This is a genomic window from Mucilaginibacter sp. (genome assembly GCF_965201005.1).
Classification (GTDB): Bacteria; Bacteroidota; Bacteroidia; order Sphingobacteriales; family Sphingobacteriaceae; genus Mucilaginibacter_A.
In genome coordinates this window covers 2466808-2489080 of record NZ_OZ241747.1, presented here as the reverse complement: position 1 = coordinate 2489080, position 22273 = coordinate 2466808, and the positions used below count along the sequence as shown (strand labels likewise).

General features: G+C 42.4%; 18 protein-coding genes. 7 read left to right on the top strand and 11 right to left on the bottom strand.

Annotation, left to right across the window (positions count from 1 at the left end; translation table 11 throughout):
• Window positions 1-158 precede the first annotated feature (158 nt).
• Window positions 159-1340, top strand: coding sequence for a glycoside hydrolase family 76 protein (locus ACOFKR_RS11470; protein WP_419800938.1), 1182 nt, complete (start codon window positions 159-161; stop codon window positions 1338-1340).
• Between the two features lie 410 nt (window positions 1341-1750).
• Here the strand turns inward: ACOFKR_RS11470 and ACOFKR_RS11465 are convergent, their stop codons facing one another.
• The 4 genes from ACOFKR_RS11465 to ACOFKR_RS11450 all read right to left on the bottom strand — a co-directional run bounded on the left by ACOFKR_RS11465 (window position 1751) and on the right by ACOFKR_RS11450 (window position 4943).
• A complete protein-coding gene (locus ACOFKR_RS11465) occupies window positions 1751-1921 on the bottom strand; it encodes a hypothetical protein (protein WP_419800937.1) in 171 nt (56 codons plus the stop codon).
• A gap of 166 nt (window positions 1922-2087) precedes the next feature.
• The gene (locus ACOFKR_RS11460) at window positions 2088-3260 is read right to left on the bottom strand and encodes a putative sensor domain DACNV-containing protein (RefSeq protein WP_419800936.1); all 1173 of its coding nucleotides are present in this window, start codon (window positions 3258-3260) and stop codon (window positions 2088-2090) included.
• A gap of 104 nt (window positions 3261-3364) precedes the next feature.
• Entirely contained in the window at window positions 3365-3619 is a 255-nt protein-coding gene (locus tag ACOFKR_RS11455; protein ID WP_419800935.1) for a DUF1456 family protein, read from the bottom strand.
• A gap of 22 nt (window positions 3620-3641) precedes the next feature.
• Window positions 3642-4943, bottom strand: a complete 1302-nt coding sequence (locus tag ACOFKR_RS11450) for a DEAD/DEAH box helicase (protein ID WP_419800934.1) — start codon at window positions 4941-4943, stop codon at window positions 3642-3644.
• Window positions 4944-5332: 389 nt separating this feature from the next.
• Between ACOFKR_RS11450 and ACOFKR_RS11445 the strand changes: the two genes are divergently transcribed.
• Entirely contained in the window at window positions 5333-6343 is a 1011-nt protein-coding gene (locus tag ACOFKR_RS11445) for an aldo/keto reductase (RefSeq protein ID WP_419800933.1), read from the top strand.
• Window positions 6344-6420: 77 nt separating this feature from the next.
• Window positions 6421-7332, top strand: a complete 912-nt coding sequence (locus tag ACOFKR_RS11440) for a helix-turn-helix domain-containing protein (protein ID WP_419800932.1) — start codon at window positions 6421-6423, stop codon at window positions 7330-7332.
• Here the strand turns inward: ACOFKR_RS11440 and ACOFKR_RS11435 are convergent.
• Window positions 7325-8794 carry an SDR family oxidoreductase gene (locus ACOFKR_RS11435; RefSeq protein WP_419800931.1) on the bottom strand — a complete coding sequence of 490 codons (1470 nt, stop codon included), beginning with the start codon at window positions 8792-8794 and terminating at the stop codon, window positions 7325-7327. The two genes, ACOFKR_RS11440 and ACOFKR_RS11435, sit on opposite strands and share 8 nt — an antisense overlap.
• Before the next feature lie 363 nt (window positions 8795-9157).
• Between ACOFKR_RS11435 and ACOFKR_RS11430 the strand changes: the two genes are divergently transcribed.
• The 3 genes from ACOFKR_RS11430 (at window position 9158) to ACOFKR_RS11420 (ending at window position 13459) form a co-directional block, all read left to right on the top strand.
• Window positions 9158-10399 (top strand): DUF2254 domain-containing protein, encoded by a 1242-nt coding sequence (locus ACOFKR_RS11430; RefSeq protein ID WP_419800930.1) that lies wholly within the window; start codon window positions 9158-9160, stop codon window positions 10397-10399.
• A 208-nt stretch (window positions 10400-10607) separates the two neighbouring features.
• Window positions 10608-12452, top strand: coding sequence for a mechanosensitive ion channel domain-containing protein (locus ACOFKR_RS11425; protein WP_419800929.1), 1845 nt, complete (start codon window positions 10608-10610; stop codon window positions 12450-12452).
• Between the two features lie 95 nt (window positions 12453-12547).
• On the top strand, window positions 12548-13459 hold the full coding sequence (locus ACOFKR_RS11420) for a mechanosensitive ion channel family protein (protein ID WP_419800928.1): 912 nt from the start codon (window positions 12548-12550) through the stop codon (window positions 13457-13459).
• Between the two features lie 176 nt (window positions 13460-13635).
• On the opposite strand, the gene ACOFKR_RS11415 is transcribed toward ACOFKR_RS11420, so the two are convergent.
• From ACOFKR_RS11415 to ACOFKR_RS11395, 5 genes are all read right to left on the bottom strand, one after another.
• A complete protein-coding gene (locus tag ACOFKR_RS11415) occupies window positions 13636-14226 on the bottom strand; it encodes a hypothetical protein (RefSeq protein ID WP_419800927.1) in 591 nt (196 codons plus the stop codon).
• Complete coding sequence (locus ACOFKR_RS11410; RefSeq protein ID WP_419800926.1) at window positions 14210-14689, bottom strand: RNA polymerase sigma factor; 480 nt, start codon at window positions 14687-14689, stop codon at window positions 14210-14212. The genes ACOFKR_RS11415 and ACOFKR_RS11410 overlap by 17 nt, the downstream gene beginning before the upstream one ends.
• A 118-nt stretch (window positions 14690-14807) precedes the next feature.
• On the bottom strand, window positions 14808-15242 hold the full coding sequence (locus tag ACOFKR_RS11405; RefSeq protein WP_419800925.1) for a hypothetical protein: 435 nt from the start codon (window positions 15240-15242) through the stop codon (window positions 14808-14810).
• Window positions 15239-15811: a Panacea domain-containing protein gene (locus tag ACOFKR_RS11400; protein WP_419800924.1), complete on the bottom strand. Its 573-nt coding sequence runs from the start codon at window positions 15809-15811 to the stop codon at window positions 15239-15241. Before ACOFKR_RS11400 ends, ACOFKR_RS11405 begins: the two co-directional genes overlap by 4 nt.
• A 143-nt stretch (window positions 15812-15954) precedes the next feature.
• Window positions 15955-18255 (bottom strand): GH92 family glycosyl hydrolase, encoded by a 2301-nt coding sequence (locus ACOFKR_RS11395; protein WP_419800923.1) that lies wholly within the window; start codon window positions 18253-18255, stop codon window positions 15955-15957.
• A gap of 223 nt (window positions 18256-18478) precedes the next feature.
• Between ACOFKR_RS11395 and ACOFKR_RS11390 the strand changes: the two genes are divergently transcribed.
• Window positions 18479-21064 carry a M1 family metallopeptidase gene (locus ACOFKR_RS11390; RefSeq protein ID WP_419800922.1) on the top strand — a complete coding sequence of 862 codons (2586 nt, stop codon included), beginning with the start codon at window positions 18479-18481 and terminating at the stop codon, window positions 21062-21064.
• Window positions 21065-21170: 106 nt separating this feature from the next.
• Here the strand turns inward: ACOFKR_RS11390 and mgrA are convergent, their stop codons facing one another.
• Window positions 21171-22163 carry an L-glyceraldehyde 3-phosphate reductase gene (mgrA, locus tag ACOFKR_RS11385; RefSeq protein WP_419800921.1) on the bottom strand — a complete coding sequence of 331 codons (993 nt, stop codon included), beginning with the start codon at window positions 22161-22163 and terminating at the stop codon, window positions 21171-21173.
• Window positions 22164-22273 lie beyond the last annotated feature (110 nt).

The window sequence follows — 22273 nt, the reverse complement described above, 5'->3', positions numbered from 1 at the left end:
AAACAAAATTTACCGAATAAAAGAAGCATTGTCATTTTATCAGTAAAAAATTTAAACTGGCTCTATATTTTTTAAAGATGAATGGTGCACACCACTGATTTTAATACGCTAAAAGAAGCATTGTCATTTTTTTCATATACAAATTATAATAAGCTCTTATGAAATTCAACAATTTTAATTTCCGGATGGCCGGATACCTACTGCTAACCATAGCAGTTTTAAGCTCCTGTTCTAAAGGAGGTAATTCGCCGGTCCCTGTAAACCCTGTTACCGGTACTGGTGGTACAACCACGCCTGCAACCAATGCGTATGCTGCCGTTGCAGATTCTATGCAAAGCAAAACTTACAGCACTTACCTTTCGGCCAACGGAAATTACTTCGTTCAGAACAATACCGGAAATACTGCTTTCAACTACTGGCCACAGGCACACATGCTGGACGTGCTTACCGATGCTTACCTGCGTACCAAAAACACAAAGTATACGCAGCGGATGAAAGCTCTCCTTACAGGTTTAAAAGCTACCAATGGCGGATCTTATTTCAATGATTATTATGATGATATGGGCTGGATGGGAAACGCCTGTGTCAGGGCTTATAATGCTACAAATGATGCTGATTACTTAACCGTGGCGCAACTTATATATACCGATATAAAAACGGGTTCCAACAGCAGTCAGGGTGGGGGCATTGCCTGGCGTAAAACTCAGCTTAATTATAAAAATACGCCTTCTACGGCTAATGCCATTATTTTAGCTGCCCGGATTTATGAGTTGCAGAATAACGCTAATGACCTGACTTTGGCCAAAGATTTATACTCCTGGATGAAAACTACTTTAGTGGATGCAACAACAGGTATAGTATATGATGGTATCAACAGCACAGGAACCGGAGCTGTTGATAAAAACATTTATACTTATAATCAGGGTGCTTTCATCGGGGCAGCCATAGAACTATATAATGCTACAAAGGATGCAAGTTATCTTGCAGATGCCGTGCTTACGGCCAATACTGCCATAACGGATTCACGTATGGTATCTGTTGGTGTGCTGAAAAATGAAGGTCAGGGAGATGGTGGCCTGTTTAAAGGAATCGATGTAAGGTATCTGACTGCACTTACAGATATTTCTGCTTTAGATGCTGCCAGTAGTGCTAAAATTGCAGCTTTCCTGCAAAACAACGCCTTGTACTTATATACAGTTGGTATCGCTAAGCCCGCTTATCTGGCAGGGCCAGACTGGACCCAGAAACCCACGGGCAGTGTTGATCTTACTACACAGCTTAGTGGCATGATGATGATGGAAGCGGCAGCAAAACTACAAGCAGAAGGAAAAATTAAATAAACTGCTTTTCCGCCATATTCTTAGTGGTTATTATACTGTTTTTACAATTGCTTTTTTGGGGCAGCGGAACAACATAATCTATTGGGCAAAAATACCCAGTAGATTATTGAAGTTGCGCGGCTGCAAGTACAATTTTCATCTTGAATATAGCTACAATAATTTGTTCAATTTTATCAGGATAAAAACAATATTATCTAACTTATAAATCAGAATAAAAAACCGGTTACAATAATAATAATAGTTCGTTGACCAACAACTTGGAAAACACTTGGTAAATCCAATTGGTCTATACTATTGATAAAACAAAACCTTTCAAAAGCAGTCAAAGCTGATTTTTATATCGATAAAAGAAGCATTGTTATATATTGTAAGATTTTCAGACTTAACCGCCAATTTCCCGGGACTAAGTACTAATGCAACCACCTGATAGCCGTTGCCAGCGCATCATTTAAAACATGCTGCCCGGTTCTACCAGTAGCTCCATATAGCAAAATTTTTTTCATTTTCTTAGTGATATTTTTATTTGAATTATAGAGCTTGTTTAAAGTTTGTTCAGTGGTTTTAGATGCTTCTTTTATCACCTAAAAATTGTTGTCCTATTTAAACGTACATGAATACTAATTTTTACCCGGTAAAAGAAGCATTGGCATTTTTTGTAAAAAAGAGGTTTGACCGAATTTTAAAATCTAAACAAATTTTCATCGGCAGCAGAAATAGCCAACGATGCGTTGTTTGTCTATACTTCTTTTACAGCAATAAAATATCAATCTGATGGGCGTGCACCATTTCCTCACGGGGAGACCATGAAAAAACCGTAAAACGTCCGTCCTGTGAAGCCACCAAAGCCACGGCATCACGCTGATCAAACACAAACTGCGCTGCCGAAAGATGCCGTGTGCCGCCCATTTTACTGGGGTGGATGGTACTGGCCACATTGCCGATAACCGGTTCGGTAATCACAATTTCCTCTACACGTTTGCTCTTCCACGACCGGCCGATTTTAGCACCAAAAGCCAGCAGTTCGTTCCGTTCGTTGATAATCGTTGCACCATCAACGGCAGTTAAACCGCCAACACTATCTATCGCCTGCCGCAACATGCTTTGCCAAAGTACCTGGTTTTCCTCCTGATCGTTCAGCTGCATTAAATCTGTTAAGCCCGAAAATGCCGACATTACCGGATAAGTGACCGGCTGGATGATCGAATCTTTCCATTCTTTCGTGTCCGCAGGCACAACCAGCAAAGAACCGCCACGGCCATGTGCCCGCATAGAAGCAGCCAGTTGTACCAAAATATTTACCGAATCTGCCTTGTCATAACGCGAAGTAAAACCAAGCAGCGAACTGATGATCGGTGGCCGGTCTGCCGTGCCCAGGCTGTGTTCATCCACCACTTTTATTTGATCCCCTTTTAACGTGGCCACGTTTACAAACTTGCCCAAACCATCAATCCGCCGGTGTTTAATCACCAGTAAACCAGGTTCTACCACCTCCAGCACAAAGCACAAGCCCGGTATATCACGCGTTGTCCCCCATAAAACCAGCTCATCATCTTCCAGCCAAACGCCAAGATGGATGCCTGGCCGCTCTACGGCAGGTGCCAGTTTGATCAAAGTGTTGGTTTGAAATGGCAGCCTGTGCTTAAAAACCATTGGCGTACCGGCCATTTGCGGCGGCAAAAAAGCCAGGGAAATTTTGGGCGAATGGCCTTCTTCGCGGCCTAAACTTGCCCAAAAAGCTACATCAATCATGCTTTCAACAACACCCGGATCAGGCTCTGGTGCCAGTTGTGACACATGGTTTTTGCGCGCAGCTTCAAAATGCTGTTTAAAATGCCGGGCTATGGCCGCAGAAACCGAACGTGCCGCCTGGTACGTGGTTTCAGGGATTTTGCCAGCGAAATTGGTGCTTGTGATATCCATTAATTGCAGCGGAACAGCGTTTAGGTTAAGTATCAAAACTAACGTAAATAGCTATATGCCGCAAATAAATGGTGTCAGCCAAATGTTTTTTAATGCTTCTTTTATCAGGTATTTTTTGGGCTGAGGGCCGGCTTGCTTTCAGGTTTTGGGCCGCGCTGATGGATAATCAGTCCGTTTAAAAAATTGCGCAAAATCTGGTCGCCGCAGGGTTTAAAATTCGGATGGTCGTCTTTCCTGAAAATCGCGCTGATTTCTGTTTTGGTGATCCGAAAGTTGGCCAGCCCCAGCACTTTTATAATATCGTCGTCGGTAAATTTCATCGCCACGCGCAGTTTTTTCATGATATCGTTGTTGCTCATACTGTTTTTATCGACTTAAATTTTACCTTGAAATTTCAATTTTGACTTTCTTGTTTTTGATTTTTTCTGACTTCAGCAAAACAACCGTTTGCTCAATTTTTTCTCTTTTGATGGCCGCATAAGCCGCAAAATCCAGCACTTCAACCAAACCAACGTCCGTTTTTTCCAATCCGCCTTTTTGCAGCAGCAAACCTACCACATCTACTTTGTTTACCTTATCTTTTTTGCCTGCCGCAATATAAAGCGTTTGCCAGGGCGAAGGCTGCGGCAAAACCACGTTTTCGGGCAAATTTTCTACTTCCGTGGCGGCTTTCAGGTAAGCCGGTTTTTCTTCCGCAGAAAGCAGTAAATACGAAGTCCCGCTGGCGTGCATCCGGGCAGTGCGGCCGTTGCGGTGTGTAAAAGCTTCTTCATTGTGCGGCAACTGATAATGGACAACATATTCAATTTCAGGGATATCCAAACCTCGCGAAGCCAGATCGGTAGTGATCAAAACCGGATAACTGCCGTTCCTGAATTTCAGCAAAGCGCGTTCGCGGTCGTCCTGCTCCATGCCGCCATGGAAAATACCGTTGGGCAAACCGCGTTCCCAAAGCAAATCGCTGATGCGCCCCACCGCTTCCCGATGATTACAAAAAACGAGCGTAGCTTTACTGCCGATCTTGCAAATCAAGGCAAAAAGTGCATCTAATCTATCGGCGGCATCGGCAAAAATTATTTTTTGTTGCAAATCCGGTGCAGAAACCGCGTTGTTCAGAAAATCCAGTGTTACAGGGTGATCCAATCGTGCAAACGCCGGAATTTCGTCCATTTTCGTGGCCGAAGTAAGAATGCGTTTTTTAACAGCAGGCATCCGGCTGATAATGAAAGACATATCTTCCTGAAAACCAAATTCCAGTGCTTTGTCAAATTCATCCAAAACCAACGTAAAAATAGTTTCCGTGCCGAAACTTTCACGGCGCAAATGGTGCGCAACCCTGCCCGGCGTGCCAATTAAAACAGCTGGCGGCTGCGAAAAATTGTTCCGCTCGATTTTTACCGGATGGCCGCCGTAACAGCAATTCACCTTAAAACCACTGCCGATTGTTTTAAAAACCTGCTCAATCTGCAAAGCCAATTCGCGCGACGGTACCAAAATCAATGCTTGCACGGTGGCAATTTCTGCATCCAGCAAACTTAGCAACGGCAGCAAAAAAGCCAGCGTTTTGCCCGAACCGGTTGGCGAAAACAAAATTACATCGCCTTTTTTTGCCGCAGCAATGGCTGCCTGCTGCATTTCGTTCAGGGCAGAAATTTTAAGGTTGGCCAAAGCTTGTTTAATCATTTTTGTGTTTTGGGCTGATGCCAAAGTTAAGCTAAATATCAGTTTCGGCCGGTTGGTTAAATTGCCGGTTTTTTAGGTGATAAAAGAAGCATTGCTTTTTTGCCTTTACCAGAGCCTGTTTAATTTTTATCCGATCTTTTTTTATGCTTCTTTTATCCTATAAAAAACGGAAATTTCCATGCTTCTTTTATCGGTCTAAAATTGAAAAAGCAAAATTATGGGCATAAAAGAAGCACGGTGTTTTTTTCGACATAAATTTAAACAGGCCCTAAATGTGAAACGGGCTTTACTCTATTTGGATACAACCAACCGAGATCAGGAAACTTTATGGCCGCTTTTAAGTGCCACATTTGTATCGTTGATCTTTTAAAGAAATTAAATTATAGCTGATGGAAAGTATTGAAAAAACAAAATTAGGCAGCCAGGGATTGGTTGTCCCCTTGATTGGATTGGGCTGCATGGGCATGACCAAGATTGCAGGAATGGATATTTACGGGCAGTCAGATGAAGCAGAATCCATTGCGACAATTCACCGTTCATTGGAGTTAGGCGGCAACTTTTTGGACACGGCCGATTTGTACGGCCCGTTATTGAACGAAAGGCTCGTGGCCAAAGCTATTAAAGGAAACCGGGAAAAATACATCATCGCCACAAAATTTGGCTACGAGATTGACGACAAAGAACAGTTGACCTGGCAGTTTAACGGCAAAACAGCGTATGTAAAAAAAGCATTGGAACGTTCGCTCAAAAACCTCGGCACTGATTATATTGATCTGTATTATCTGCACCGCCTCGACCCAAACACGCCAATTGAAGAAACCGTGGAAGCAATGGCGCAACTGGTAAAAGCAGGAAAAGTAGGTTACATCGGCCTTTCGGAAGTTTCATCGGCAACGATCAGAAAAGCACATCAAATCCATCCTTTAACAGCGGTGCAAACAGAATATTCATTGTTTGAAAGAGGTGTGGAAGAAGACGGTATTTTAAACACTTTAACAGAACTTGGGATCGGTTTTATTGCTTATTCGCCTTTGGGCAGAGGTTTTATTTCGGGCGAAATAAAAAGCCCGGACGATTTTCCGGAGAATGATTTCCGCCGGTCTATCCCGCGTTTTCAGGGTGAACAGTTCTACAAAAACCTGGATTTGCTGAACGAGATCCAAAAAATAGCCGATAAAAAAAGCATCACGGCATCGCAGCTGGCCATTGCCTGGACGATTGCAAAAGGCGCAGTTCCGATCCCGGGGACCAAACGCGTAAAATATGTAGAGCAAAACATTGCTGCCACCAGCGTTGCATTAAGCGAAGAAGAATTGAACCGTTTGGAAGCCATTATCCCGTTGGGCACCATCACCGGCGACCGTTATGATGCCACAACTTTGGCCACAATAGACCGGTAAATAAAAGGAGATCAGGAAGACTTTCGTCCCTGAAAGTTTTCCTTATTTTAATTTTTAAATCAAACTGTTTTTGCCCGATGAAAAAACCAGCCCAGCAGCCTTATATCATCAATTCCGTTTCAGAAATGCACCGGATTTTAGCTTTGCCCAAACCGGAGCATCCTTTGGTCAGCGTGATCAATTTTGATGAAATACAATGTTTTGCCGATGAAAGCCTGAGCAGTGTGGTTTACAATTTCTATTCTATCTGCATAAAAAAAGATTTTAAAGGCAAGCTGAAGTACGGGCAAAATTATTATGATTTTGATGAAGGCGTGCTCACTTTTTTTTCGCCCGGGCAGGTAATCTCAACAGAACTGACGGAAGATTTAAAGCTTTCTGGTTATTGGCTCATCATCCATCCGGATTTTATCCAAAATTATCCGCTGGCAAAAACCATCAAAACTTACGGCTACTTTTCTTATGCGGTAAACGAAGCATTGTTCCTTTCCGAAAAAGAAGAAACGATGATTGCCTCGATCATGAAAAACATTGAGCAGGAATATTATTCCAATATTGATCATTACAGTCAGGATGTGATTGTTTCGCACGTCGAATTACTGCTAAATTATGCCAACCGGTTTTACAACAGGCAGTTCATCACCCGTAAAACTGCCAGTCATGATTTGCTGGTTAAAATGGAAGATATTTTAAACGATTACTTTGATAAACAGCACGCGGGTTTGCCAACAGTGCAGTATATTTCCGGTAAATTGAATGTATCGCCTAATTATTTGAGTGATTTGCTGCGATCGATAACCGGCCAAAGTACACAGCAGCACATTCAAAACAAGCTGATTGAAAAGGCAAAAGAAATCCTGACCACAACTTCGCTGTCTGTTAGCGAAATTGCGTACCAGCTTGGGTTTGAGTACCCGCAGTCTTTTAGCAAACTGTTCAAGAACAAAACGCATGTTTCGCCGCTGCAATTCAGGCAGTCATTTAATTAAGACTGGCAGATTTTTGATTTTTACTGCTTCCAAACGCAATGATCCGTTTTGCCATGCCGTTAAAAATAAAAATATGAAACGGGAACATCGCCGCCCAATACAACCTTCCCCACAAACCATTTGGCCTGAAAGTAGCAACCTGACTGATGAACTTTTTGCCGCCGCGTTCTATAATCTTAAATTCCAGCCAGGCTTCGCCGGGCAGTTTCATTTCGGCATAAAGCAATAGTCGCTTGCTGTTTTTATCGGCTAAAAGTACGCGCCAGAAATCAATTGTGTTGCCGGGGGAAACATCAGTGTTGCTGGTCCGGCCGCGCCGGATGCCAACGCCGCCAACCATTTTGTCCAGGAAACCGCGGATGTTCCAAATCCAGTCCCAGTAATACCAGCCGCGCTCGCCGCCGATGGCCCAGATGTTGTCAACCACTGCTTCCGTTTTCCGCTGAAACGGGATTTTTACTTTATATTCTTTTGTCCCGTTTTGCGGCACTTTTACCTGATCCATAAATTCCGGGTGCAGATAACCGGTATTCAGTGCATCTTTCCAGCTGGAAACGATAGAATTTTGTTCGATTTTTTCGAAAGCCAGATGTAAAGCTTCGGCATAACTGATGCATTGGTGCGGGATAATTTCATGGATTTGCCGATCGCGGCAAACTGTTTCGTTTTTCATGCTGTTCACCAAACTTTGCGCCAGCGGATAACTGATGGAGGTAACAAAATACAGCCAGTACGACGAAATTTTGGGCGATAAAAAAGGCAGCGTAATCATATAGCGTTTCTGGCCGCGCACTTCAGCATAAGTCAGCATCATCTGCTTGAAAGTCAGGATGTCCGGCCCGCCGATATCATACGTTTGACCGAAAGTTTTTGGGTTGAGCAACACATTTTCCAGATAAAAAAGCACATCGCGGATGGCAATTGGCTGGCAGCGCGTGTTTACCCAGCGCGGCACCGTCATTACCGGTAACTTTTCGGTCAGATCACGGATGATTTCAAAAGAAGCACTGCCCGAACCAATAATGATGGCCGCCCGCAAAACGATTAAGGCTGCCCGGCCGGTTTGCAAAACATCCTCTACATTGCGGCGCGATTTTAGGTGCGTGGACAAGTTTTCATCATTCGTGATCCCGCTTAAATAAATAATTTGCCGGCAATTGGTTTCTTGGGCAGAAGCAATAAAATTTTGTGCTGATAAGGCTTCCAGGTCAGAAAAATCGTTGGATTGCGCCATCGAATGCACTAAATAAAAAGCTGCATCCATATCCGGCGGGAAAGCTTCGATACTATCTTTGTGCAGCAAATCGCCGGTGATGAGCGTGACCTGGGCACTAAAATCACTTTTTTCGGTAAAACGGCGTTTGTCTCGCACCAAACAAACCACTTCATGGCCTTTTTGCAGCAAAACCGGGATCAGGCGTGTCCCGATATAACCATTGGCACCGGCAATCAATACTTTCATCAAATGGCAACACGGCAGGGGCAAAGGTGTTCTGTAAAAAAGAGGAAGCCATCAGCTTTTGGCGGTTAGCGTTCAGTTACCTACCCAGTTTGTTTATGAAGTAGCTTTGCATATGATTGCGACCCGCTGACATGCTTCTTTTATCGCCTAAAATTTGGTGGTTTTCCTTCATCGGCAGTAAATAAAAAAGCAAAATTTACTGGCATAAAATAAGCATGATAACTTGTTGGAATAAATTCAAAAAGACCTCAAATAAAATCCAAACCAATATCCAATTCAATTCGCAACACATCCAGCCGAAAATGTAGCTTTGGCGATAAAACAACCTGTAAAAACAGCATTAATACAACGTTTCAAAAAATTATGGGCAGAGGCTTTTTAAAATGGCTGCGGGAAAATTCCGGCAAGATCGTTGACAGTATTGCATTTTATCCCGCACTTATCGCGGTGATGTTCCTTTTTCTGTCATGGGGAATGCTCGAAATCGATTTTTCTTACTGGGGAAAAGACATCAAGCAAAACCTTAGCTGGCTTACTTTAAAAGATGCCAGTACCGCAAGGGTCATCATTTCTACGGTGGTTGGCGGCATCATCTCGCTCACGGTTTTCAGTTTTTCCATGGTGATGATCGTGCTGAACCAGGCGGCTTCGCAAATGAGCAACCGCATACTCAACAGCATGATCGAAAACCGTTTCCAGCAGGTAATCCTGGGTTTTTATATCGGTACGATCGTGTATGCCTTGTTCCTGCTGAGTACCATACGCGACCTTAACAACGGTGTGAACGTGCCGGCATTGAGCATTTATTTGTTGCTCTTGCTAACGGTTGGCGATATATTCCTTTTTATCTATTTCCTTGATTACGTTACGCAAACCGTTAAATATGACACTGTTATCCAGCGGGTACAAACACAAACGTTAAAAGTGATGCAGAAAAGGTTTTGCAGTTCCGGCGAAAAAACCATCGATCGGAAAGAAATGCCGTTTGTGGAAGTTGAATCTGACGTTTCGGGTTATTTTCAAGGTTTTGACACGAAGCAAACGCTAAAAATTGCAGAAGAATTAGACGTGCTGATCTCGTTTCCTTGTATTCAGGGCACTTACCTTATCAAAGGCAGCAAAGCGATGGTGGTTTACGGGCGCGGCGAAATTGATGCCGAAACCAAAAAAAGACTGTTTTTTGCAATTGATTTTTTTACCGGCCAACCGATAGACCGAAACCCGGAATACGGTTTCCGGCATTTGGCAGAAGTGGCGTTGAAAGCTTTAAGCCCCGGCATCAATGACCCTGCAACCGCCGTGCTGGCCATCAATTCGTTGTCGGATTTATTTGCTTACCGTTTAAACCATTGCCTGCCAACCGTGATTTTCGACAAGCAAAACAAACCGCGCGTGCTGCTGCAAGTGTCTTCTTTTGAACGCCTGTTTGAAAACTGTATTTTCCCGATCTGGCATTATGGCAAAAGCGACCGTTATGTGCAAAATGCTTTGCTGCACATGCTGAACCAGCTGACCGTAATCGACACTGATAAAAAGCAGTCCGTTTTTTTTAGAAAATTTATTGAAGAGATTGTTGCGGAAAGTGATAAATTAAAATATAATTGACAATCTTCAGCGGCTGTTTGAATTTAGCGAAAATCATCAATACTTCTTTTATGCCTGTAAATTTGGTTTTTACTTTTATAAAGATTCCTTCAACTTAAAAAACAACTAATTTTATATGCTAAAAGATGCATTAAAAATTTAAAAATTTAAACAGCTTTCAAATCAATATCATTTTGTGGTAAACATGTATAAAAAAACCGGATTTGCTTTGCTTGTAGTTCTGTTATGTTGCCAATGTACTTCTGCGCAGCAAAAAACAAGTGCAGAAACTCCTTCAGACAGCTCATCAGATAAAAGACAGATCCTTGCAGAAAGATATTTGCTGCGCGAAAAGGAAAGGCAAAAAGTTGATTCGATGGCTTCCATGCAACTGCAAAACGAAATTTTGCAGGTCAGCACAGATTCTAAAAAGAGGAAAAACCTCGAAGACCGTTTGCGGCAGCTCTCCCTGAAAGACTCGTTGCACAAAATAGAACAGGTTAAAAGGATTGCAGAACTGAAACGCACAGCAAAGCCAAACCCGGTAAAACTGCTTGCTGATACTTTGTTCAATATTTACACGCGCATCGGTTCTTTCAGCACCGCCGAACGCGCAAAAGCCATCTCCGGCCATATCAACGCCTTGTATAATGATGCGTTTTTTAAGCCCGATTCCCTGGTTGTGATGCCGAATGAAGCAACTTACGATATTGTTTACCAAAACAACGTCATCATGTCTGTTGCAGAACTCGATGCGCTTTGGTACAATGAAGCCCCTGCAAAGCTTGCCGAGCAATATCTGATTAAAATAAAAAAAGAAATTGCCGCAGAAAAGCAGAAAAACAGTTTGGTAAACTGGCTGAAGCGCTTTGGCTACATCTGCCTGATTTTTCTGGGTATCTGGCTGATTGTCCGCGGAATCAATTACCTGCTCAATTACTCCGAAAAATTCCTGAGCGTTAACAAAGAAAAATACTTTAAAGGCATCAAAATACGCACCTTGCAGCTATTGTCTGCAGACGAACACTATAAATATGCCTTGCGGATCAATAATATCATCCGGCTCATCCTGATTTTATTGATTATTTATCTTGCTTTGCCGCTTTTTTTCAGTGTATTCCCGCAAACAAAATCTATTGCCAACTTACTGATTAGCTGGATTTTGACACCGGCAAAAGCAGTATTTGACGGTATCCTCGGCTTTCTGCCCAACCTGTTCACCATTTTGGTGATTTATCTGGCAACGCGTTATTTAATCAAGTTTGTGAAGTATTTCGCAACAGAAATCGACCAGGAGAGGATCCGTTTAGGCGGATTTTATAAAGAATGGGCCTGGCCAACGTTCAACATCATCAAGGTTTTGATCTACGCTTTTATGTTCGTGATCATATTTCCTTACTTGCCGGGTTCCAAATCGCCGGCATTTCAGGGCGTAAGTGTTTTTCTGGGTATTTTGCTTTCGTTAGGGTCATCTTCGGCTATTTCTAATGTGATTGCCGGTTTGGTCATAACTTATATGCGCCCTTTTAAAAAAGGCGACCGTGTAAAAATTGGCGAAGTAACGGGCGATGTCATCGAAAAAACCATGCTGGTCACGCGTATCCGGACGATCAAAAACGAAGATGTTACCGTGCCGAATTCGACAGTTTTGAACACTTATACCATCAATTATACGGTCAATACCAATGATACCGGTTTGATCGTGCATACAACCGTTACCATTGGTTATGACGTGCCGTGGAAGGACATGCACCAGGCCTTGATTGATGCGGCGTTACGGGTTGATTTTATCCTTAAAGAACCGCTTCCGTTTGTGCTGCAAACCAGCCTTGATGATTTTTATGTTTCTTATCAGATCAACGCCTACACAAAAGAAGCTGGAAAACAGGCATTTATCTATTCGCAATTGCATCAGCATATCCAGGATGTGTGCAACGAAAGAGGGATCGAGATCATGTCGCCGCATTACAATACGATGCGCGACGGCAACATGACCACGATACCGGCAAGCTATCTGCCGCCGGATTATAAAACGCCGGGCTTTCAGGTCACAATAGATAAAAACGATGCTTGAGAAAACGTTGTACGTGGACACATACTGTTTTTACCGGTATAAAATTGGTAAAAACTCATTTTAATAATTAATTTACCAATCCAAACAAGCATCGAATGGACATTAACAAGGCATACCAGCTCATTTCCCAAAAATTATCCGGCTGGACGAACGATTTTATCAAGCTGCTGCCAAATATTTTATTGTCTTCGCTGATCCTTGTTTTGGGTTTTTTTGTGGCACAATGGATCCGTACGCTGGCCGGCAAAGTTATCCGGAAGGTTTCCGCAAATTCGGCCCTGAACAATCTTTTTACTTCGGTCATCTATATTTTTTTTATCGGTGTTACGCTGTTCGTCGTTTTGCGGATATTGCATTTAGACACGGCCGTAACTTCAATTTTGGCCGGTGCCGGAATCGTTGGTCTGGCTTTGGCCTTTGCTTTCCAGGATATTGCGTCAAATTTTATTTCCGGTATTTTTATTTCTTTCAGACGTCCGGTGAATGTTGGCGATATCATCAAGATCAAAGATTATATGGGCAAAGTGGAAGAAGTTAACCTGCGCGATACGATCGTACGGACTTTTCAGGGTCAGAAAGTGATCATTCCAAACAAAGACGTGTTTCAAAACCCGATTGAAAATTTCTCTTTACTCGGAAAACGGCGCTTGGATTTAAACATCGGCGTTTCTTACGGCGATAATTTACGTCGCGTTAAAGAAATCACATTGAATGCTGTAAAAGGTATCAATGGATTATCACCAGATGAAGAAACGACATTGTTTTTTAAGGAATTTGGCGATAGTTCTATCAACCTTGTGATCCGTTTATGGATCAACTCGCCCGAGCAACCTATTTACTTAGAAGTTTGCAGCGAGGCCGTGATGCGGATTAAAGAAGCTTATGATGAAAATGGCATTATGATCCCGTTCCCGATCCGCACGTTGGATTTTGGAATTAAAGGAGGAGTACCGCTGAACGAAATGCCAATTAAGGTCAGCGCGCCGGAAGTTGTAAACAATGAATAGCTTTCCTGAAAAATCACCAATATTTTATCTGTTGAATTTTAAGGCTTGATTTATTTTAGATGCTTCTTTTATCGCCTAAAAAACATTAAAAACTTTCATGCTTTTTTTCTGAAGATAACGGCACCAATTTTATAGGGATAAAAGAAGCATGACAGTTTTCTCATAAACTTTTCTTTTCATTTTTCCTGGAGTTGTTTATTGAGTTTTTCGACATGATCTAAAAAAGGTTCAAACTTATTTTTGCGCTTTTGGTAAGCTTTTGGCCGCAGGAAAAACCAACTGCTGATCAGCAACGAAATTGTTAAAGCATAGCAAACGGCTGCTGCATAAACATCTTTATAAACCATTTCATACAGATATAAAAGCAAGCCTGCGCTGTATAAAATCATACCAAAAACCTGCGTTCTTTTGTAATAAATAATCCGGTTCAGCTGCACTTCACGCAGGTATTTGATAAATTCCTGGTTGCTGCAATTGCGGATGCGGTAAATCCTGCCAAGCGATTTTAAGTTAGACCACAGCAAAATCAACATCGCCAAAAGGATCAACAACTGCCCGATCCTCGTGCTTATAAATTGCGGGTGATAAAAAAACAAACTCAGCACAAAAATCCCTGACGCCAGCAAAGTAGCCGCAAAAACCCATGCTTTTTTTACCAGTGTTTTTTGCTGGTAATCTTTAGATATGGCTTTTATCTCCTTCGCTTGCGGCAAATCGGAAACATCGGCCGTTTGCCAGATTGCTTTCAGCTCATTCAAATTGTCCATGTTTTTTAAATTTTAGGCTGAGTTTTTCTTTGATCCGATGCACTTTTACGCGGATGTTCGCATTACTTAAACCAACAATAGATGCAATTTCAGCTTGTGGCAAATCTTCTAAAACCAATGAGATAATAATGCGGTCCATTTCTTCCAACTCAGCAATACAATTGTATAAAAGTTGAAGTTTTTCCTCCGGGGATTCTTCGATAATTTCGGGTATATTTTCGGGCAGTTCTGCTTGGACGATGCGTTTTGATTTTTCAATCGCCCGCAAACAATTATTGGTTGCAATACGGAAAATCCAGGTGCTTATCTTGGAATCATTTCTAAAAGAATGCAAGTTGCGCCAAACAGAAATAAAAGTTTCCTGCACCAGATCGCGCGCCAGGTCTGCATCATTTACATAACCCATGCAAACCCTAAATATCTGCGGCGAATATTGCTGATAAATCTCTTCATACTCAGCCATTGCCTATGCCAAATTTAGGTTGATAAAAACAGTATCGGTAGTTAGCTCAAAACGCATGTTTGCCATTTTGTGTGTTGAGATACGGCGGGAAGGGAAATGTTACAAGGGAATTTCTAAGCTAAATTTCAGGAAACGACTTTAAAATGAAATCTTTAGTGTCCTGCTCTAATAATTCACTTATCTCTAATCCATTTCTTACTTGATATAACTCGGAATCAGAAATAGTACCGAAAAACCTAAAACCACTTGTGGTAAATAGTTCACTTATAGAATGTTCCTGTATTTCATTGCAGTTTATATAAGTGTGCTTGTACAAAAAGTTATTTGAATTCGGTTCAAGCCTGACAAGAGTTTCAAAAGGTAAACCAGTAAGTTCAAAGTATCTCTTCTTCTTTTCAAACTGTGAGGTACCACATATCAAAAATGCAATTGATTTATCCTTAACGCCAACACATAAATGCGGATGGGGATCGGTTGAATTTATTTGCGGATTAATAAACCAATAGATATTTCCTATGGCGAAGCTTTCTATAAAAACTTCAAAAGAAATCATTTTACTATGCCTTGGAATTGGTCTTTACTTAAATTTAATAACTCTTCACTTTGTTTAAATGGTATATCTTTAATATTGAGCTCAAATAAGTCATCCCAATTAATTTGAAAAGCACGGCTTGAATCTTTAGCTAAATCATTTTTGAAGCGTAACCATTCTGGAAAAGTATGCGTGTAATCACTCAATTCAAACTCTCTTAACTGACCAAAATTTTGATAAATTTCATCCATCAAATTAAGGTCTGTTTTTGAAAAAACAGCTGGATCAAAATCTTTTAATGAATTGATATCATAGCCTTTTGGAGAAGAAAGAAATATGTCTGAATATTCAACAATGTCTTGACCTTGCCACTTAGACTTCAATATGATATCCTTTGTTCCCGAAGGAACAGGACCATTTTTCATAGCAAAATAACTGTCATTAGTTATAGTTCTACCGTAAATTCTTAAATGAGCTTTGTCTGCTAAATAAACCAGCTTACCAGCCTTCATGTAATTTATTTTTCCGCCTTCTTTGCTAGCAAAAAAATTTAATGCTTGAACTGCTTTTTTGAATTTGAATGATGTCATAAATGATTTAATACATTTATATTAAAAAACAATGGGCGTAGGTTTATTTTTAAATGTATGAATATTTGTACAAATCTAACAATTAAATTAAACTAAAAAAATTAGTAATTATATTATCTTTAATTTCATTTTTTTTTATCATGCTACTTCCCATGCTTACCACTCATCACAAAAACCAACTTCCCGCCACCCATAATCTCTGAATGTGTAATGTAATTTCGGTTTAAAACCTGACCGTTCAGCAATACTTCTTTTACGTACACATTTTTATCAGATTGATTTTTGGCGATGATTTCCAACGTTTTTCCTTTTGGAAGTTGGATTGTTGCGGCATCAACAGCCGGACTTCCAAGCGCATATTGATCCGATCCCGGCGCAACAGGATAAAACCCCAGCGAACTGAAAATATACCAGGCACTCATTTGTCCGGTATCATCGTTTCCGCCCAAACCATCAGGCGTTGGCTTGTACATTTTCGGTAAAATCATGCGGACACGTTCCTGCGTTTTCCAGGGTTGATTGGTCCAGTTATATAAATACGCCACGTGGTGCGAAGGTTCGTTGCCGTGCACATAATTCCCGATGATGCCATCGCGTGTAATATCCTCTGTTTCAGCAAAATACTTATCGGGAAGGTTCATCGTGAACAAGGAATCCAGCCGGGAAATAAAACGCTTGTTGCCACCTAAAAGTTTAATCAATTCCGGCGGATTTTGTGGAACGAAAAACGTATAGTTCCAGGAATTCCCTTCAATAAAGCCCTGATTATTAGTTGATAACGGATCAAATTTCTGTCTGAAAGTTCCGTCTGCATTTCTCGGATGCATAAAACCGTCCGCCGGGTCAAACACGTTTTTATAATTTTCAGACCGTTTCATAAACTCGTTATAAATATCCATTTTGCCCAGCTTTTTGGCCATTTGCGCAATCGCCCAATCGTCATAAGCATATTCCAACGTGTTGGACACCGAAACGCCATTGTGTTCATCCGCGATATAACCTTTGTCGATGTATTCGCCGATGCCTTCATAACTGCGTTTTCTGGCCGTAGCGACACAAGCTTCCAACGCTTTTTGTGTGTCAAAAGAAGCATTTCCTTTTACAACGGCATCCGCAATAACCGCAACCGCGTGATAGCCAGACATGCACCAGTTTTCATTTCCGGAATTTGACCAGATCGGCAACATGTGTTCCGGACTTTGCTCAAAATGTGCCAGCATGGATTTGATCATATCATCGTTCCGTTTTGGTTCGATGATGTTGAAAAGCGGGTGCAGCGCGCGGTACGTGTCCCACAGCGAAAACGTGGTATAATTGGTAAAACCAACTGCTTTGTGTACGTTTTGATCCAATCCTTTATACTCGCCGTCAACATCCATATAAATGGTTGGGTTGATCATGGCGTGATACATCGCGGTATAAAAATTCTGTTTCTCTGCAATACTTTTGCTTTGGATGTTGATTTTGGAAAGTTCTGATTCCCAGGCTTTTTGGCCTGCTTCTTTTACGGCAGTAAAATTCCAACCGGGGATTTCGGCCTGCATGTTTGCCAGCGCGCCGTCCATGCTCACCGGTGATAAAGCAAATTTGATGTCGATCTTTTCGCCTTCTTCCGTTTTGAAATCGAAGTAAGCCCGAAGTTTTGGCGCGGCGATTTCAGGGAAGTTTTTGCTTTGGTTAAACTTTCCCCAAAAACCCCGGTAAACTTCTTTTTTAGAATAATTATGGTTTCCGTAAGCGATGAACGGCTTGGAAAACTTCATGGCAAAATACAGCACGCGGTTTTTTGCCCAGCCGTTCGTCCGGCGGAAACCGGTAACGGTAGAATCGTTTATAACGTGCAGATAAGTCCAAACATTTTTGTCGTCATAATTATAAATGCCGGCCATCAAATCCAAAATGATGTGCGCCTGATCTGTTTTCGGGAAAGTATATTGATGGAAGCCAACACGTGTGCTTGCCGTCATTTCGGCGGTAATGTTGTAATCCTCCAGCTTCACTTTGTAATAATCTGCTGCCGATACTTCATTTGCATGGGAATATCTGGAGCGATAACCGCTGTTGGGCTGTGTGGCCGTTCCGGGATTAAGTTTAAGCTGGCCAACGGTTGGCATGATCAAAAAATCACCCAAATCAGAATGGCCTGTTCCGCTGAAATGTGTATGGCTGAAACCGGTTATTGTGTGGTCTTCATATTGATAACCAGCACAATAAGCATAAACTTTTGGGTTGTAACGGCCGTTTTCTTCGTAGCTGATGGTATCTGTTTCCGGGCTTAACTGCACCATCCCGAAAGGCACGGTTGCACCTGGATATGTGTGGCCCATGCGTTGGGTGCCGATAATGGGCTTTACATATTGTACCAGGTTTTGCGCTGGTTTTTGTTGTGCAAAAGCAGCAAATGAAGAAAAAAGAAAAGCGGCAAAAATTATGTTGTATTTCATTTTTTATGTTGAAGGAATCCGAGAAACAATAATAAGCAGGATTTTTGTAGAATTTACCTTTTATCTGCAACAGGCCATCCTAAATTTTATGTGCTAAAAGAAGCATGGCAAATGGCAAAATTTACCTTCTGTAAAAATTTTATGTCAACACCTTCAATATTCTTCCGGCATACTTCTTTTATAGGGTAAAAATTTACCTTCGTGATTATCTTCTGCAAAAGAAATGAAAAATATATTTTTGGCCGTTTTATTGGCGGCAGGCGTTCAAACTTTCGCCCAAAATGCACTTGTCCCGGGCAGCAAATACGATCAGCATAAAGTATTTGAGCCAAATTTTTACAGCGAAAAAGGTAGTCAATTCCGTACGGCAGGCGGTGCGCCCGGTGTAAATTACTGGCAAAACCATGCTGATTATCAGATTAATGTATTGCTGGACACGGTTAAAAAGCAAATTTCGGGCAGCACCACTATCACTTACACCAACAACAGCCCCAACGGTTTGCCGTTTTTATGGCTGCAATTAGATCAAAATATTTACCGTCAGGATTCGCGCGCCGAAGCCACTACGCCCGTTACGGGTGGCCGTTTTGCCAACAAAGCTTTTACGCAGGGAGACGTGATCAAATCGGTTACGCTGATCAGAAATGGTAAGGCCGAGGCCGCAAATTATTTGGTTACCGATACGCGGATGCAGATCAAGCTGCGCGATTCGTTGAAAGCATCGGGCAGTAAAATCCAGATCAAAATAGATTACAGTTTTGAGATCCCGGAAAACGGGACCGACCGCATGGGCCGCGTGCACACCAGCGACGGCTGGATTTACGAAATTGCGCAATGGTATCCGCGGATGGAAGTTTACGATGACCTGAACGGCTGGAACACGATTCCGTACCTCGGCGCATCCGAGTTTTACCTGGATTATGGCAACATCAGTTACTCGATCACGGCTCCTTCAAACTTGATTCTGGCCGGTTCGGGGGAATTGCTAAACCCGACAGAAGTATTTTCGCCAACGGTTTTAGGCAGATTGGCCAAAGCCCGGAACAGCGACCAAACGGTGATGATCCGCGATTCCTCCGAAGCAAACAAACAAGAAAACTATTTTAAAAAACCAACCTTAACCTGGCGTTTCCTGTGTAAAAATACGCGTGATGCGGCCTGGACAGCTTCCAACGCTTTTGTGTGGGACGCGGCGCGGATCAATCTCCCCAGCGGGAAAAAAATACTGGCACAATCCCTTTACCCGGTGCAAAGCGGCGGTTCTTCTGCCTGGGGCCGGTCAACCGAATACGTAAAAGCCAGTATCGAAATGGATTCGCGCCAATGGTTTGAGTTTACGTACCCAACGGCAACCAACGTGGCCGGTATTGTAAGCGGGATGGAATATCCGGGCATTGTTTTTTGCGGTGCCGAAAGCCGCGGTGCCGAACTTTGGGACGTGACCAACCACGAGTTTGGCCACAATTGGTTCCCGATGATCGTGGGCAGCAACGAGCGTAAATATGCCTGGATGGACGAAGGTTTCAATACGTTTATCAACCAGATCGACATTACACTTTTTAACAAAGGCGAATATTATATCAAACCGGATGCGCAGGCAAATGCGCAGTCTGCTTTTGGCCCGCAGGCAGAAGCTATTTTTAATACACCGGATGTTTTGCAAGCTTCGTATTTGGGCGAGGCCGCTTATAACAAACCGGCTTTGGGACTGAAAATTTTGCGCGAACAGATTTTGGGCAAAGAGCGTTTTGATTACGCTTTCCGCACTTACATTAAGCGTTGGGCTTTTAAACATCCGTCGCCCTGGGATTTTTTCCATACCATGGACAATGCGGCAGGAGAGGATTTAAGCTGGTTTTGGCGCGAATGGTTTTTTACAACCTGGCAACTGGACCAATCGGTAAAAGGTATCAATTATATCCAAAATGATGTGGCAAAAGGAGCATTGATCACCATAGAAAACCTGGGCGAAATGGCTTTGCCGGTTACCGTGGCCATTACCGAGGCCAGCGGTAAAACCGGGATTGTAAAACTGCCGGCCGAAATTTGGCAACGCGGCGGGAGCTGGACTTTCCAATATCCATCTACCTCAAAAATCAACCTGGTAACGCTTGACCCGGAACATGTTTTGCCGGACATCAACCCGGACAATAATTCGTTCAGCGGGATTGCAATGCCAGCTGGGACGACGGCCAACACGGTATTGAAAAAATATCTGGACGCGATCGGTGGCGTAGACAAACTGCGGAATATCAAAGACTTAACCATTGTGGTGAACGGCCAGATTTCCGGCATCCAGATCCAGCAAACAAGCCAGTATAAAATGCCGGACCAGTTTTCGCAGGATTTAAAAATACCGGCATACAACCTTACGCGCCATACTACGGTGAATAAAGACAGTGTAAAAACGCTGCAAAACAACCAGCCGGTGCAATTAACGCAGAGTGAAAAATCCCTGATCAAACAATCACAAAAACTGTTTCCGGAGTTAAATTACGGCACGGTAACACCGCTTTTGGACCCAAATGTAAAGATAATTGATAACCAGCCGGTTTATTTGCTAACGGTTACGGGCGCAAACGGCAATATGGTTAAATCTTATTACGATATGGTTTCGGGCCTGAAACTGCGGGAAGTTAGGGATTTTTCCGGTTATAATACCACTTCGGATTATTCTGATTACCAAAATGCTGGCAACGGGATCAAAATTCCATATACCACCAAAACCACGCTTTTTGATAACCACATCGAATTAAAAGTTTCGGAAGCCAAAGTAAACAGCGGTTTGTCAGAAAGCTTGTTTCGGTAAAAACAAAATGCTTCTTTTATCGGCCTAAATTTGGGTTGATAAAAGAAGCATATTTATAAAAGAAGCATCGGCCAAAACCAATGCTTCTTTTACCACCTAAAAATCATTAACCTAAAATCTCATTAACCATTTTCAGTTCTTCCCCGCTAAAAACAGTATTGTCTAAACATTTCAAAGAATCAACTAATTGCGCCGGTTTGCTCGCGCCAATCAAAACAGAAGTTACGCGCTCATCTTTCAAAATCCAAGATAACGCCATTTGTGCCAGCGATTGATTGCGTTGCAGGGCAATATCATTTAACTTTTTAATCTGGTTCAGCTTTTCTTCGGTCAGGTTGTTTTCCGTTAAAAAGCCAACACCTTTGGCAATGCGCGAATCTTCCGGGATGCCTTTTAAATATTTATCGGTCAGCAAACCTTGCGCCAGCGGCGAAAACGGAATGCAGCCAACGCCTTCTTGTTCCAGCAAATCCAGCAAACCTTCTGTTTCTACCCAACGCTCAAACATGGAATATTTAGGCTGATGGATTAAACAAGGCGTGCCCAAGTCTTTCAAAATACGAAATGCCTCGACAGCTTCTTTGGGGTGATAATTGGAAATTCCCACGTACAAAGCTTTGCCCTGCCGCACAATCAAATCCAAGGCAGCCATTGTCTCTTCCAAAGGCGTGTCAGGGTCTGGCCTATGGTGATAAAAAATATCCACATAATCCAGTTTCATGCGTTTCAGGCTTTGGTCCAAACTGGAAACCAAGTATTTTTTAGAGCCCCATTCTCCATAAGGGCCTTCCCACATGTAATATCCGGCTTTGGTAGAAATGATCAGTTCGTCGCGGTAAGCTTTAAAATCCTCGTGCAAAATCCTTCCGAAATTTTCTTCGGCAGAACCGGCTGGCGGCCCATAATTATTGGCGAGGTCAAAGTGCGTAACGCCTTGGTCAAAAGCAGTTTTAAGCGTGTTGCGGAAATTTTCCATCACGTCCACATCGCCGAAGTTGTGCCAAAGGCCAAGCGAAACGGCCGGTAATTTCAGGCCGCTTTTGCCGCAGCGGCGGTATTCCATTTGTTTGTAACGGGCAGAACTGGCAATATAAGTCATAATGATAATTTAATTTTTTTTGATAAAAATAGCTTAAACAACGATGTACACAAATATAATGCGCAAAGTATAATATATTTACCCAGAGGATTGTTCGCATAACCAACAAT

Excerpts from the sequence above, each read along its gene's own strand:
- ACOFKR_RS11470 (WP_419800938.1), top strand. The coding sequence starts at position 159 with ATGAAATTCAACAATTTTAATTTCCGGATGGCCGGATACCTACTGCTA.
- ACOFKR_RS11460 (WP_419800936.1), bottom strand. The coding sequence starts at position 3,260 with ATGGATATCACAAGCACCAATTTCGCTGGCAAAATCCCTGAAACCACG.
- ACOFKR_RS11455 (WP_419800935.1), bottom strand. The coding sequence starts at position 3,619 with ATGAGCAACAACGATATCATGAAAAAACTGCGCGTGGCGATGAAATTT.
- ACOFKR_RS11450 (WP_419800934.1), bottom strand. The coding sequence starts at position 4,943 with ATGATTAAACAAGCTTTGGCCAACCTTAAAATTTCTGCCCTGAACGAA.
- ACOFKR_RS11445 (WP_419800933.1), top strand. The coding sequence starts at position 5,333 with ATGGAAAGTATTGAAAAAACAAAATTAGGCAGCCAGGGATTGGTTGTC.
- ACOFKR_RS11440 (WP_419800932.1), top strand. The coding sequence starts at position 6,421 with ATGAAAAAACCAGCCCAGCAGCCTTATATCATCAATTCCGTTTCAGAA.
- ACOFKR_RS11435 (WP_419800931.1), bottom strand. The coding sequence starts at position 8,794 with ATGAAAGTATTGATTGCCGGTGCCAATGGTTATATCGGGACACGCCTG.
- ACOFKR_RS11430 (WP_419800930.1), top strand. The coding sequence starts at position 9,158 with ATGGGCAGAGGCTTTTTAAAATGGCTGCGGGAAAATTCCGGCAAGATC.
- ACOFKR_RS11420 (WP_419800928.1), top strand. The coding sequence starts at position 12,548 with ATGGACATTAACAAGGCATACCAGCTCATTTCCCAAAAATTATCCGGC.
- ACOFKR_RS11415 (WP_419800927.1), bottom strand. The coding sequence starts at position 14,226 with ATGGACAATTTGAATGAGCTGAAAGCAATCTGGCAAACGGCCGATGTT.
- ACOFKR_RS11410 (WP_419800926.1), bottom strand. The coding sequence starts at position 14,689 with ATGGCTGAGTATGAAGAGATTTATCAGCAATATTCGCCGCAGATATTT.
- ACOFKR_RS11405 (WP_419800925.1), bottom strand. The coding sequence starts at position 15,242 with ATGATTTCTTTTGAAGTTTTTATAGAAAGCTTCGCCATAGGAAATATC.
- ACOFKR_RS11400 (WP_419800924.1), bottom strand. The coding sequence starts at position 15,811 with ATGACATCATTCAAATTCAAAAAAGCAGTTCAAGCATTAAATTTTTTT.
- ACOFKR_RS11395 (WP_419800923.1), bottom strand. The coding sequence starts at position 18,255 with ATGAAATACAACATAATTTTTGCCGCTTTTCTTTTTTCTTCATTTGCT.
- ACOFKR_RS11390 (WP_419800922.1), top strand. The coding sequence starts at position 18,479 with ATGAAAAATATATTTTTGGCCGTTTTATTGGCGGCAGGCGTTCAAACT.
- mgrA (WP_419800921.1), bottom strand. The coding sequence starts at position 22,163 with ATGACTTATATTGCCAGTTCTGCCCGTTACAAACAAATGGAATACCGC.